Origin of the sequence: Falsiroseomonas sp. (assembly GCF_030695085.1) — a bacterium.
In the GTDB taxonomy this organism is placed as follows: domain Bacteria; phylum Pseudomonadota; class Alphaproteobacteria; order Acetobacterales; family Acetobacteraceae; genus Falsiroseomonas.
On the sequence record NZ_JAUYTS010000030.1, the window covers coordinates 1 to 11545 of the forward strand.

Annotated in this window: 16 protein-coding genes; 11 read left to right on the forward strand and 5 right to left on the reverse strand. The window is 70.0% G+C overall.

The genetic code is table 11. The features are described 5' to 3' along the window. The 5 genes from Q8S40_RS03110 to Q8S40_RS03130 form a co-directional block, all read left to right on the forward strand. Window positions 1-493, forward strand: a 493-nt coding sequence (locus Q8S40_RS03110) for an NAD(P)-dependent oxidoreductase (RefSeq protein ID WP_305669244.1), incomplete at its 5' end; no start/stop codon positions are given. Beyond that, window positions 490-1287 carry a fumarylacetoacetate hydrolase family protein gene (locus tag Q8S40_RS03115; RefSeq protein ID WP_305669245.1) on the forward strand — a complete coding sequence of 266 codons (798 nt, stop codon included), beginning with the start codon at window positions 490-492 and terminating at the stop codon, window positions 1285-1287. The genes Q8S40_RS03110 and Q8S40_RS03115, both read left to right, overlap by 4 nt. A 20-nt stretch (window positions 1288-1307) precedes the next feature. Beyond that, complete coding sequence (locus Q8S40_RS03120) at window positions 1308-2087, forward strand: class II aldolase/adducin family protein (RefSeq protein ID WP_305669246.1); 780 nt, start codon at window positions 1308-1310, stop codon at window positions 2085-2087. Between the two features lie 2 nt (window positions 2088-2089). Continuing rightward, window positions 2090-2806, forward strand: coding sequence for a ribonuclease activity regulator RraA (locus Q8S40_RS03125; protein ID WP_305669247.1), 717 nt, complete (start codon window positions 2090-2092; stop codon window positions 2804-2806). Between the two features lies 1 nt (window position 2807). Further along, window positions 2808-3536, forward strand: coding sequence for a bifunctional 2-polyprenyl-6-hydroxyphenol methylase/3-demethylubiquinol 3-O-methyltransferase UbiG (locus Q8S40_RS03130; RefSeq protein ID WP_305669248.1), 729 nt, complete (start codon window positions 2808-2810; stop codon window positions 3534-3536). 6 nt (window positions 3537-3542) lie between these two features. Here the strand turns inward: Q8S40_RS03130 and Q8S40_RS03135 are convergent, their stop codons facing one another. Continuing rightward, window positions 3543-3902: a hypothetical protein gene (locus Q8S40_RS03135; RefSeq protein WP_304807953.1), complete on the reverse strand. Its 360-nt coding sequence runs from the start codon at window positions 3900-3902 to the stop codon at window positions 3543-3545. An 82-nt stretch (window positions 3903-3984) separates the two neighbouring features. Beyond that, window positions 3985-4713 (reverse strand): GntR family transcriptional regulator, encoded by a 729-nt coding sequence (locus Q8S40_RS03140; protein ID WP_305669249.1) that lies wholly within the window; start codon window positions 4711-4713, stop codon window positions 3985-3987. 129 nt (window positions 4714-4842) lie between these two features. On the opposite strand from Q8S40_RS03140, the gene Q8S40_RS03145 reads away from it, so the two are divergent. Genes Q8S40_RS03145 through Q8S40_RS03170 form a run of 6 tightly spaced genes read left to right on the forward strand, consistent with a single transcriptional unit; the run spans window position 4843 to window position 9540 of the window. Continuing rightward, entirely contained in the window at window positions 4843-5859 is a 1017-nt protein-coding gene (locus Q8S40_RS03145) for an ABC transporter substrate-binding protein (RefSeq protein ID WP_305669250.1), read from the forward strand. After that, on the forward strand, window positions 5856-7304 hold the full coding sequence (gene hydA / locus Q8S40_RS03150; protein WP_305669251.1) for a dihydropyrimidinase: 1449 nt from the start codon (window positions 5856-5858) through the stop codon (window positions 7302-7304). Before Q8S40_RS03145 ends, hydA begins: the two co-directional genes overlap by 4 nt. Then, entirely contained in the window at window positions 7289-8065 is a 777-nt protein-coding gene (locus Q8S40_RS03155) for an SDR family oxidoreductase (protein ID WP_305669252.1), read from the forward strand. Before hydA ends, Q8S40_RS03155 begins: the two co-directional genes overlap by 16 nt. Continuing rightward, window positions 8058-8831: a D-glutamate cyclase family protein gene (locus Q8S40_RS03160; protein ID WP_305669253.1), complete on the forward strand. Its 774-nt coding sequence runs from the start codon at window positions 8058-8060 to the stop codon at window positions 8829-8831. Before Q8S40_RS03155 ends, Q8S40_RS03160 begins: the two co-directional genes overlap by 8 nt. Continuing rightward, the gene (locus Q8S40_RS03165) at window positions 8822-9232 is read left to right on the forward strand and encodes a heme-binding protein (protein WP_304807965.1); all 411 of its coding nucleotides are present in this window, start codon (window positions 8822-8824) and stop codon (window positions 9230-9232) included. Before Q8S40_RS03160 ends, Q8S40_RS03165 begins: the two co-directional genes overlap by 10 nt. Window positions 9233-9285: 53 nt before the next feature. Next, window positions 9286-9540 (forward strand): DUF3072 domain-containing protein, encoded by a 255-nt coding sequence (locus Q8S40_RS03170; RefSeq protein WP_304807967.1) that lies wholly within the window; start codon window positions 9286-9288, stop codon window positions 9538-9540. On the opposite strand, the gene Q8S40_RS03175 is transcribed toward Q8S40_RS03170, so the two are convergent. The 3 genes from Q8S40_RS03175 to Q8S40_RS03185 form a co-directional block, all read right to left on the reverse strand. Further along, window positions 9531-10283 (reverse strand): DUF1194 domain-containing protein, encoded by a 753-nt coding sequence (locus Q8S40_RS03175; RefSeq protein WP_304807969.1) that lies wholly within the window; start codon window positions 10281-10283, stop codon window positions 9531-9533. The genes Q8S40_RS03170 and Q8S40_RS03175 overlap by 10 nt on opposite strands. Before the next feature lie 177 nt (window positions 10284-10460). After that, entirely contained in the window at window positions 10461-11069 is a 609-nt protein-coding gene (locus Q8S40_RS03180) for a glutathione S-transferase family protein (RefSeq protein WP_305669254.1), read from the reverse strand. Window positions 11070-11176: 107 nt separating this feature from the next. After that, the coding region (locus Q8S40_RS03185; protein ID WP_305669255.1) for an OmpA family protein at window positions 11177-11545 on the reverse strand (369 nt) is incomplete at its 5' end.

The following is an 11545-nucleotide window of genomic DNA, read 5'->3' on the forward strand; positions in this document are numbered from 1 at the left end:
GAAGCTGCTGGTCTTTTCACCTGGCGTCTCCGATGCCGTGCTGGTGGGGGCTGGCGCCGAACGCGCGCCGACGCTGGCATCGCTGCTGTCGCGTGCCGATGTCGTGTCCCTGCACCGCCCGCTGCGGCCCGATACGCGCCACATGATCGACGCCGCCGCGCTGGCCTGCATGCAGCCGCATGCGCTGCTGGTGAACACCGCGCGCGGCGCCCTGATCGATGGGGCCGCGCTGGCCGCGGCGCTGCGGGCCGGCACCATCGCCGGCGCCGCCATCGATGTGTTCGAGACGGAGCCGGCCCCGGCCACGGACCCGATCCTCGCTGCCCCCAACACCGTGCTCGCCCCGCATATCGGCGGCGTGACCGAACAGGCGATGCGGGAGACGGCGCTGCAATGCGCCGCGCAGATCCTGGATGTCCTCGCCGGCCGCCGCCCGCCCCACCTGGTCCAGCCCGACATCTGGGACCGACGCCGCATGGAGACCGCCGCATGAAGCTGCTCGCATTCACCGCCGATGGCACGCCCCGCACCGGGCGGCTGGACGGGGACCAGGTGCTCGGCTTCGCCGGCAACCCGCCGCTGGCCCGCGCGCTGGCCCAGGGCGCACCGGCCGAGGAAGGGCGCTGGCCGCTCTCGGCCGTGACCATCACCGCGCCGCTGCCGGAGGCGCGGCTGTTCTGTATCGGCCTGAACTACCCGAAGCCGCACCCGCTGGGCGGGGAGGTTAAGGCACCACCGCATATCAGCTACTTCATCAAGCATCAGGCGGCGCTGGTGACGCATGGCGCGGCGCTGCGCCCGCCGGGGGTCTCGCCGCAATTCGACTATGAGTGCGAGCTGGCCGTGGTGATCGGCAAGCCGGGCCACCGGATCGCGGAGGCGGATGCGCTGGACCATGTCGGCGGCTACACCATCCTGAACGATGGCTCGGTGCGCGACTGGCAAGCGCACAGCGTCACCGCCGGCAAGAACTTTTTCGAGTCCGGAAGCTGGGGGCCGTTCGTCACCACGGCCGATGAGGTCGCGGATTGGCGCGAGTTGCGGCTGCAGACGCGGCTGAACGGCCGCACGGTGCAGGACAGCAAGGCGGGGGCGATGTTCTTCGGATTGGAGAAGATCATCGCCTATCTTTCCACCATCACGCCCCTGCTGCCGGGCGATGTCATCGCCACGGGTTCACCCGAAGGCACCGGCGCCACCCAGAAGCCGCAGCGCTTTCTGATCTCCGGCGATTCTTTGGAGTTCGAGGTTTCGGGCCTCGGCATCCTGGCCAATACTGTCGCCTGAATCTCGGAAGGCCCCGCCCCATGGATATCAACACGCCATCCCGCATCCCCGCCGGCATCGACGAGGCCGAATGGGCGATCCGCTGCGACCTTGCCGCGCTGTATCGCCTGGTCGCGCATCACAAGATGACGGACCTGATCTACACGCACATCAGCGCCCGCATCCCCGGCCCGGATCACCACTTCCTGATCAACCGCTACGGCGTGATGTTCCACGAGATGCGCGCCAGCGACCTGGTGAAGATCGACCTCGATGGCAATGTGGTGGACCCGCACCACCCCGCCACGCCGACCACGGTGAACAAGGCCGGCTTCGTCATCCATTCCGCCATCCATGCGGCGCGGGAGGATGCGATCTGCGTCGTGCACACCCACACCGCGGCCGGCATCGCCGTCTCCGCCCAGGAGCACGGGCTGCTGCCGATCAGCCAGCACGCGCTGAAATTCTACGGCCGCCTCGCCTATCACGGCTATGAGGGCATTGCGCTGGATCTGGAGGAACGTGACCGGCTGGTGGCCGATCTCGGCGAGCACAGCGCGATGATCCTGGTGAATCACGGCCTGCTGGTCACCGGCCGCACCATCCCGGAAGCCTGGAACCAGATCTACTACCTCGAGCGCGCCTGCCAGGCGCAGGTCGCGGCGCTTTCGGGCGGCGCCAAGCTGATCCTGCCGCCGGAGGAGGTGCGGCTGCGCACCGCCAGCCAGTATGGCCGCGACCCGAACAGCCCGACCATGGCCCTCGCCTGGCAGGCCAGCCTGCGGCTGATCGAGGGCGACCGCACGGATTGGCGCTGCTGATCATGGCCTTGCACGAACAGACCCGCGCCGCACTGAAGCGCGTCTCCACCGCCACGCTCGCCACCGCGCTGTTCAAGCGCGGCTTCCGCAGCCAGATGATCCAGGGCGTGCTGCCGCTGGCCCCGCTGGGGGAAAGCATGGTGGGGGAGGCATTCACCCTGCGGACGATCCCGGCGCGGGAGGATCTGAACACCCTGTCCGCCTTCCGCGACCGCGCCCACCCGCAGCGCAAGGGCGTGGAGGATTGCCCGCCCGGCCACATCTTCGTCGTGGACAGCCGCAAGGACCCTCGGGCGGCCTCGGCCGGCGGCATCCTGGTGACGCGGCTGATGGTGCGCGGCGTGGCTGGCGTGGTGACGGATGGCGGTTTCCGGGACGCGGCGGATATCGCGAAGCTCGCGATCCCGGCCTTCCATGCCCGGCCCTCCGCGCCCACCAACCTGACGCTGCACCAGCCGATCGAGGCCAATGTGCCGATCGGCTGCGGCGATGCGCCGGTGTTTCCGGGCGATGTTCTGGTCGGCGACAATGACGGCGTCATCGTCATCCCCGCCCATATCGCCGATGAGGTCACCGCCGAGGCGGTGGAGATGACCGCCTTCGAGGATTTCGTGCAGGAGATGGTGGCCGGTGGCCAATCCATCCTCGGCCTGTATCCGCCGACGGAGGAGAGCAATCTGGAACGCTTCGCCGCATGGCGGAAGCAGCACGGACGGTGACGTGACCGGCAGCCTCTACGACCGGCCCGACTTCTTCGCCGCCTATGCCCGCCTGCCACGTTCCGAGAAGGGGCTGGAGGCGGCGCCGGAATGGCCCGCGCTCCGGGCCCTGCTGCCGGAGATGGCGGGGAAGCGGGTGCTCGACCTCGGCTGCGGCTATGGCTGGTTCGCGCGTTGGGCGCGGGCGCAGGGGGCGGAAAGCGTGCTGGCGCTCGATGTCTCGGCCCGCATGCTGGAACGCGCCGCGGCGCTGACGGAGGGCGAGGGCATCGAATACCGCGAGGGGGATCTGGAGGCGCTGGACCTGCCCATCGCGGCCTTCGACCTCGTTTTCTCCTCGCTCGCCTTCCATTATGTGGTGGAATTGCCGGACATGCTGCGGCGGGTGCATGCGGCGATGGCACCGGGCGGGGTGCTGGTGTTTTCCCAGGAACATCCGCTGCTGACGGCGCCGAGCAACCCCGGCTGGATCACGCCGACGCCGGGCCAGCGGGTCTGGGCGCTGGATGACTATCTGGAGGAAGGGCCACGGGTGACGGACTGGCTCGCGCCTGGCGTGGTGAAGCAGCACCGCAGCCTCGGCACGCTGGTCAACGCGCTGATCGGCGCCGGCCTGACGCTGGCGCATCTGGAGGAATGGTCGCCCACACCCGCGCAGATCCAGGCCGAGCCCGACTGGGCGGAAGACCGCGACCGGCCGAGCTTCCTGCTGGTGAAGGCGGCCGGCTGAGCCGGGCTATTCCGCGACGAAGCGGGTGTTGTTGCGCTGGCGGTCCCAGAACATCGTCACCCGGCTGACGCGGCACAGATTGACCTGCCGCATTTCGGATTGATCACGATCCTCATAGACGATCTTGATGTCCCACAGGCATTCGCTGGAATTGCCCGAGAAGGTCACGTTGAAGCTGCGGCCATTGGCCAGCACGTTCTGGCCGAGCAGGTCGCGGCCCCAGTTCGGGCTGCTGGAGGGGCCGACATAGATCTCGTTGATCTGGTAGCCGGAGCGATTGAGCATCTCGAAATCCTGCCGCCCCTGCGCCTGGGCCGCCGGGGAAAGGCAGATCGCCGCGAAGCTGGCGAGCAGAAGACGGCGCATGGGACGTGTCCTTTTCCGTGTGAGGCCCCATCCATTGCACTGATTTCCGCAACCATGAAGTATGTTGCGTATTAGAAATATGTTAGCCCGGCCGCGCCAGCATCACCCTGATATCCAGCCCCTCCGCCGGCGGCCGGTCCAGCCGCAGGCCGAGCTCAAGCTCCGAGAGGTGCCGCTGCATCAGCCCGGCGGCGGCGCGGTGGCGGCGGGCGCGGATCAGCGCCACCAGCTCCGCATGGTCGTCATGCCAGCAGGCCAGGCCGGTGCGATCCTCATACAGCGCCACCACCAGGCTGGTCCGCGCCACCAGCAGCCGTACCTGTTCCTCCAGGATCGGGTTGCCGGATAGCCGCGCCACCAGCGTGTGAAAGCCGCCCGACAGCTCGATCGCCTCCCGCACCCGCCCGGCCTTTCGCAGCCGCGCTTCCTCGGCCAGGTTGGCGGCGAGTTCATCGGCCTGCTTCGGGTCGCCGCGCCGGGCCACCGCCTCGGTGGTGCCGGCCTCGATGGCGCGGCGGGCGGCGAAGATGGCGCGGGCTTCCTCGGCATCCGGGGCCGCGACGAAGACGCCGCGATTGGGCGGCGCGACGGCTAGCCTTTCCCAGACCAGGCGCCGCAGCGCATCGCCGATCGCGCGGCGGCCGATATCGAAGGTCTCGATCAGGGATTGCTCGGTGAGCTTGGTGCCGGGCGGCAGGCGCTGATCGACGATGGCCTGGAACAGATGGGCGTGCACACCATCCGCATCCTCGGCCTTTGGCCGCGTGGCGGGCGTCACCACCCCCACCATTCGCCCTGCGCCTTGGCGCATCTGCCGCACTCCTGCACACCGGATTGCGCGCAATCCTGCCCGACGCGCGCTTTCGGGGCAAATCCGCCCCCGGAACGGGCTGGCACGACCCTTGCTGTTGCCTGCACAGGTCAGACAGGAACCAAACCGATGAGGATCACGCGCCGCCTACTGCTCGCTACCCCCGCACTGCTCGCCACCCGCGCCAACGCGCAGGCGCCGCTCGACATCAAGGTTTCGCTCGCCGCGCCCTTCGATGGCTCCAACGCCGCCTTCTTCCTGGCCGAGGAACGCGGCTGGTACGCCGAGGCCGGGCTGCGCCCGCAATTCGACAGTTCGGGCGGGTCGGGCGAAGCGGTGACCCGCGTCGGCTCCGGCAGCTATGATTTCGGCATCGGCGACATCAACGTGCTGCTGGAATTCAACGCCAAGAACCCGGCCTCCGCCGCGCGCTGCGTCTATATGGTCTACTACCGCAGCCCGCTTTCCGCTGCGTCCTTCACCCGGGCGGGAATCGACAGCGCGGCGAAGCTGGCCGGCAAGCGCATCGGCGCGGCGCTGACCGATGGCGCCTACCGCATCTTCCCGGCCTTCGCCGCGGTGGCCGGCATCGATGCCAGCACCATCCGCTGGCAGTATGGCGACCTGCGGCTGCGCGAGGCCTTCCTGCTGCGCGGCGATGCCGATGCCATTCTTGGCTTCGACAGCACCATGTATTTCGGCCTGACCCGCGCCGGTGCGAAGCCGGAGGATATCCGCTTCACCTACTTCGCCGATGCCGGCCTGCCGCTCTATGGCAACGGCATCCTCGCCTCGAAACGGATGCTGGAGGGCAATCCGGAAGCGGTGCGGCGCTTCACTGCCGCTTCCGCCCGCGGTTGGCAGGCGGCGATGGCCGAGCCTGCCGCGGCGATCGCCGCACTCCGCAAGCGTCAGTCGCTGACCGATGTGCCGCTGGAGACGGAGAAGCTGCGCTGGCTCATCACCAAGCAGTTGACCACGGAGGAAAGCCGCGCGGATGGCCTCGGCGGCGTGCGCGCCGACCGTTTCTCCGAATCCGTCGCCACGGTTTCCCGCGCCTTCGGGCTGGCCACGCCGCTGGCGCCGGGCGATGTTTTCGATCCTGCCTTCCTGCCCTCCGCCGAGATTCGACGCATCCCAACGTGAACCCCTTCGACACCATCATCCGTGGCGGCACCGTCGCCACGGCCTCGGACGTCTTCCGCGCCGATATCGGCATCACCGCCGGGCGCATCACCGCGCTGGCCGAGCGGCTGCAGGGCGCGGAACGGGTGATCGATGCCACCGGCCGGCTGGTTCTGCCCGGCGGCATCGACGCGCATGTGCATATCGACCAGGTGCAGGCGCCGGGGCTGGCCTCCGCCGGGGCGCGGATGGCGGATGGGTTCCTGACCGGCACGCGCAGCGCGGCCTTTGGCGGCACCACCTGCACCCTGTCCTTCGCCGTGCAGCATCGCGGGGCATCGCTGCGCGCGGCGGTGGCGGATTATCACCGGCGGGCGCAGGGCAATGCCTTCGTGGACTACGCCTTCCATCTGGTCGTCAGCGACCCGACGCCGGAGGTGCTGGGCCAGGAGTTGCCGGCGCTGATCGCGCGCGGCCATCGCAGCGTGAAGGTCTACATGACCTATGAGGCGATGCGCCTGTCGGATCGCCAGATCCTCGACGTGCTCGACGTCTCCCGCGCCCAGCGGGCCATCACGCTGGTGCATGCGGAGAATCACGAGATCATCGGTTGGCTCGCCGACCGGCTGGAACGCGCCGGCGACACCCGCCCGAAGCACCACGCCACATCGCGGCCCCTGGCGGTGGAGCGGGAGGCGACGCACCGGGCGCTGACGCTGGGCGAGGTCGCGGACACGCCTTTGGTCATCGTCCATGTCAGCGGCGCCGAACCGCTGGAGGAAATCCGCCGCGCCCGGGCGCGCGGCCTGACCGTCTTTGCCGAGACCTGCCCGCAATACCTGCTGCTGACCGAGGGCGACCTGGACCAGCCGGACATGCTCGGTGCCAAGGTGATGTGCAGCCCGCCGCCGCGCGACAGCGCCAGCCAGGCGGCCTGCTGGCGCGGGCTTGAGGATGGCAGCTTCGACATCTTCAACAGCGACCACGCCCCCTATCGCTTCGATGCGGAGGGCAAGCTGCATGCCGGGCCGAACCCGCCTTTCCGCAAGGTGGCGAATGGAATCCCCGGCCTGGCGACGCGGATGCCGCTGCTGTTCAGCGAGGGTGTGGTCACCGGCCGCATTTCCCTGCCGCGCTTCGTCGCGCTGACCGCGACCAACAATGCCGCGCTGTATGGGCTGGCGGGGAAGGGGCGCATCGCGGTGGGGGCGGATGCGGACCTCGCCATCTGGGACCCGGAAAAGCGCGTCACCCTCACCAACGACCTGCTGCATCACGCGGTCGACTACACCCCCTATGAGGGCCGCATCGTCACCGGCTGGCCGGAACTGGTGATGTCGCGCGGCGAGGTGGTGGTGCAGGACGGCGCGCTGCTGGCTGCGCCGGGGCGCGGGCGCTTCCTGGAACAACATGTCTCCTCGGCCTTCGGGCCGGCGGCGGAGGGTCTGCCATGGATCTCGGACTGAAGGGGCGCCGGGCGCTGGTGCTCGGCGGCAATCGCGGCATGGGGCTGGCCATCGCGCAGGCCCTGGCGGCGGAAGGCGCGCGCGTGGCGATCGCGGCGCGGGACCGGGCGGCGCTGGATGCTGCGGTGGCGACGCTGGGGGAGGGGGCGGCCGGCTTCCCGCTGGACCTGATGGACACCGCCGGCCTCGATACCTTCGCCGCGACCGTCACACAGGATTTTGGCGCGCCCGAAATCCTGGTGAACAACACCGGCGGCCCAGCCTATGGCGGCGCCTCCGGCCGCGCCGTGGCGGATTGGACGGAGGCGTTTCAGGGCATGGCGCTCTCGGTCATCCGGCTGACCGATCTGTTCCTGCCGGCGATGCGGGAAGCGGGCTGGGGCAGGGTGCTCACCGTGGTTTCCACCGGGGCGGTGCAGCCGCTGCCGGTGCTCGGCATTTCCAATTCCATCCGCGCCGGGATCATCGCCTGGTCGAAGACCCTGTCGGGCGAGGTGGCGAAGGACGGCGTCACGGTGAATATCCTGATGCCCGGCCGGGTCGGCACCGATCGCGTGCACCTGACCGACGCCGCCGCGGCGGAGCGCGAAGGCGTGCCGGCCGAGTCCATTCGCCAGCGTTCCTGGGCGCAGATCCCGATGGGCCGTTATGCGGAGCCGGAGGAGATCGCCGCCATGGCCGCCTTCGCCTGTTCCACCCGCGCCAGCTACGTCACCGGCGCCGTGCTGCGCGTCGATGGCGGCTTCGTGCGCCATGTCTGAAACCGGCCGCGACCTGCGGCTGGCCGCGCGGGCCGGCTTCGCGGGGCGCACCGTCGGCCGCGCGCGGGGTTGTGTTCATGCCAATCTGGTGGTGCTGCCGGCCGCGCAGGCTTCAGGGTTTGCCGCCTTCTGCACAGCCAATCCGGTGGCCTGCCCGCTGCTGGCAGTGGGTGCGCCGGGTGATCCGCGACTGCCGGGGCTGGGCGAGGACCTGGATGTGCGGACCGACCTGCCGGGCTACCTGCGGCACCGGGATGGCCAGGCCACGCCCGCCGCCGATCTGCTGGCCTACTGGCAGGCCGATTCGGTGGCGATCGCCATCGGCTGCTGGTTCGGGGCGGAGGCGGCGCTGGCGGCGGCCGGCATCCGCATGCGGCATGTCGAGCTGGGCCTGCAAGGCCCGCTATTCCGCAGCAACCGCATGGCCAGCCCGGCGGGTGGCTTCGCCGGGCCGGTCGTGGTCTCCGCCCGCCCCTTCGCCGCTGCCGATGTGCCGCGCGTCGCCGCCATCACCGCCCTTCTGCCGCGCAGCCATGGCGCGCCGCTGCACCAGGGCGACCCGGCCGCGCTCGGCATCGCGGACCTGGCCCGGCCCGATTGGGGCGAGCCGATCCCGCCCGAGGCCGGGGAGGTGCTGGTCTATTGGGGCTGCGGCCTCACCGCGCTCGCCGCGCTGGAAGCCGCCGGCCTGTCCGCTTTCGCAACCCACGCCCCCGGCTGCATGCTGGTGACTGATCTGCCGGAGGAACTGCCCAGATGGCCCTGACCCGCCCCGCCCTGAAACTCACCCAGGATGCCGCCCTCGCCCTGGTCCAGGCCGCCGCCGAGGCCGCCACCGCGATGGGCGTGCCGCAATGCATCGCCGTGGTGGATGAGGGCTGCAACCTGCTGGCCTTCCTGCGCATGGATGGCGCCCGCGTGCTGTCCATCGACAGCGCCCGCCGCAAGGCGGAGACCGCCGCCGCCATGGGCAAGCCGAGCGGTGCGATGCATGCGGAGGTCGAGATCAAGCTCGCCATCGCCAGCGATGGCCGCATGACCAATCTCAAGGGCGGCATGCCCATCATCGTCGAGGGCCAGGTGGTGGGCGGCATCGGCATCGGCTCCGGCACCGGGGACCAGGACCGTGAGATTGCGGCGGCCGCCATTGCCCGCGTGTTTGGCTGAAACCATCCGGCGGCCATGAACGTTCTGGCAACACAAGCCGGAGCAACGCACCAATGGCCGACCGCAAGACAGCGCCCATCGCGGATGAGAACCCCAAGACCACCCCTGATCCGGGTTCCAACACCATCAAGGACCCGGCGGACTGGACCACCGGGGAGGAGCCGATGACCGGCGCCCAGGCCTCCTACCTCAAGACGCTGAGCGAGGAGGCGAAGGAAGAATTCGATGCCTCCCTCTCCAAGGCCGAAGCCTCCCTGCGGATCGATGCGTTGCAGGCGAGGACGGGGCGCGGCAAGCCTCAGGCGTAGGCGCGTTCGACCAGGGGGCCGGGCGGCGGGGCGCTGGCGATCTCGCGGATGATCTTGCGCTTCACCGCGGTTTCGAAGGCCTCGAAGCCCTCCGCCACCATCAGGAAGGCGCCCGGCCCGCCGATCACCTCATCCCGGTAGTAGGAATCGAGCGGCGGCATGCCCGCGGCCCAGGGCTGCGGGGACCGGTCCAGCACCGCCAGCCCATTGAGCACGATGCCCCTGGCCAGCGCATCCTGCCGCGCATCGGCAACCGGGCGGCCGGAATTGCTGATGCCGTCGCCGGAGATGTCCACCACCTTCCGCGTGCCCTCATACCCCTGGCCGAACAGCCCGGCCGCATAGTCGATGGCGCCGGAGATCGAGGTATAAAGCCAGGTGCGTCGCGGCGCGGCGTCCAGCGCCTGGGCCAGCCCTTCCGCCGTCGCGGAGCCATCCACCCGGGTCCAGGGAACCAGCAATTCCTGGATGTGCCAGTCGGACCAGGTGAACAGCGTCACCGCGATCTGGCCGAGCGGGCCGCCGGCGATGCCCTCGATCAGCTTGGGGTCGCGGAAGGCGGCGGCGTAGCCCCGGAACTGAAGCTCCTGCTCCTGCTCATCAACGGAGCGGCTGACATCGACGGCCAGAACCAGTTCGATATCGACCGGCTCCATCGCCCGGGCAGGGGCGGGGCGCAGGATCAGCGGCGCGGCAAGCGCCCCGCCGATCAGGCCTCGCCGAGTGGGTGATCCGATCCTCATGGTGCACACGCTCCTTCGCAGCCGTCATGGCCGTGTCTGAAGCGGTACTCCCTGGCGATTTCCTAGCGGTGAAAATGCTGCGCTGCAACATAAAAGCTGCTGAAATCCGAGGCGATCCGGCCAAGGAGCGACCCGTCTGGGCCCGGGATTTCCAGATTTGCCCAATTTGTGGGCTGTTCAGCCCGGGAAGCGGGTCTCGCCGATGGCGGGCAGGGCGTTCGCCCGGTCGCGCAGCGCCGCCAGCGCCGGGAAACGGCCAGCGGCCAGTTCGGGCAGCACCATGTCGGAGAAATCCAACCCGGCCACCACCGTCACATCGGCCTGCGTCAACCGCTCGCCGCAGAGCCAGCCGCCCGATTCCGCCAGGCGGTCGAGCGCGGCGAAGGCGGCCTGCGCCTGGGCGGTCTGCTTCGCCTGGCCCTCGGCCCAGTGCAGCCCGTCGGGGCGGCGGGTCTCGTAATAGGCGCCCACCACTTTCTCCGTTGCGCCGACCGCCAGCGCCACGGCGCGCAGCACTTCCCGCCGCGCGGCACCGGAGGGGGGCACCAAGGCGCGGTCGGGGCCGGCCAGGTCATCCAGCGCATCCAGGATGGCGGCGCTGTCCACCAGCACCTCGCCATCCTCCATCACCAGGGCGGGCACGCGGCCCAGCGGGTTGAAGCCGCGGATCTCCTCCGCGTTCTGCGCCACGCTGAAGGGGCGCTGCGTGTAGCGCAGGCCCAGCAGGTTGAGACTGGCCGCGGTGCGGCGGACGAAGGGGGACAGGTTACGGCCGATGAGGATCATGCGCGCAGACTTCCCCGCGCAACGGCAAAAGAAAAGGGGCTAGGCAAAAGAAAAGGGGGCGCCTTGCGGCACCCCCCGTTCCGGTCGCTGTGTCGGGAAGCCTGCGATCAGCGCAGGACGATCTCGACGCGGCGGTTCTGCGGCTCGCGCACGCCATCGGCGGTCGGAACCAGCGGGCGGCTCTCGCCGAAGGCCTGGATGGCCATCGCGGCGCGCGGCACGCCACGGCGCTCGAGCTCGGCGGCCACGGCGGCTGCGCGGCGCTCGGACAGGCGCTGGTTGTACTGCGGCGAGCCCGCACGGTCGGCGTGGCCGGAGACCTCGATGCGGGTCGAGCCGACGCTCTGGCTGTTCGTCGCGGCCTCACCGATGATCTGGCGGGCACGGTCCGTCAGGTCGGCGCGGTCGAAGTCGAAGAACACCAGGTAGGTGCGGGCAACCGCCGGGGCGGCGGCCGGCGGCGGGGCCGGGGCCAC

Bases quoted from the DNA above. Each gene is read 5' to 3' on its own strand.
- Q8S40_RS03170 (WP_304807967.1), top strand. From the start codon at position 9,286: ATGGCCGACCGCAAGACAGCGCCCATCGCGGATGAGAACCCCAAGACC.
- Q8S40_RS03180 (WP_305669254.1), bottom strand. From the start codon at position 11,069: ATGATCCTCATCGGCCGTAACCTGTCCCCCTTCGTCCGCCGCACCGCG.
- Q8S40_RS03160 (WP_305669253.1), top strand. From the start codon at position 8,058: ATGTCTGAAACCGGCCGCGACCTGCGGCTGGCCGCGCGGGCCGGCTTC.
- Q8S40_RS03165 (WP_304807965.1), top strand. From the start codon at position 8,822: ATGGCCCTGACCCGCCCCGCCCTGAAACTCACCCAGGATGCCGCCCTC.
- Q8S40_RS03140 (WP_305669249.1), bottom strand. From the start codon at position 4,713: ATGCGCCAAGGCGCAGGGCGAATGGTGGGGGTGGTGACGCCCGCCACG.
- Q8S40_RS03125 (WP_305669247.1), top strand. From the start codon at position 2,090: ATGGCCTTGCACGAACAGACCCGCGCCGCACTGAAGCGCGTCTCCACC.
- Q8S40_RS03175 (WP_304807969.1), bottom strand. From the start codon at position 10,283: ATGAGGATCGGATCACCCACTCGGCGAGGCCTGATCGGCGGGGCGCTT.
- Q8S40_RS03135 (WP_304807953.1), bottom strand. From the start codon at position 3,902: ATGCGCCGTCTTCTGCTCGCCAGCTTCGCGGCGATCTGCCTTTCCCCG.
- Q8S40_RS03145 (WP_305669250.1), top strand. From the start codon at position 4,843: ATGAGGATCACGCGCCGCCTACTGCTCGCTACCCCCGCACTGCTCGCC.
- Q8S40_RS03115 (WP_305669245.1), top strand. From the start codon at position 490: ATGAAGCTGCTCGCATTCACCGCCGATGGCACGCCCCGCACCGGGCGG.
- Q8S40_RS03120 (WP_305669246.1), top strand. From the start codon at position 1,308: ATGGATATCAACACGCCATCCCGCATCCCCGCCGGCATCGACGAGGCC.
- Q8S40_RS03155 (WP_305669252.1), top strand. From the start codon at position 7,289: ATGGATCTCGGACTGAAGGGGCGCCGGGCGCTGGTGCTCGGCGGCAAT.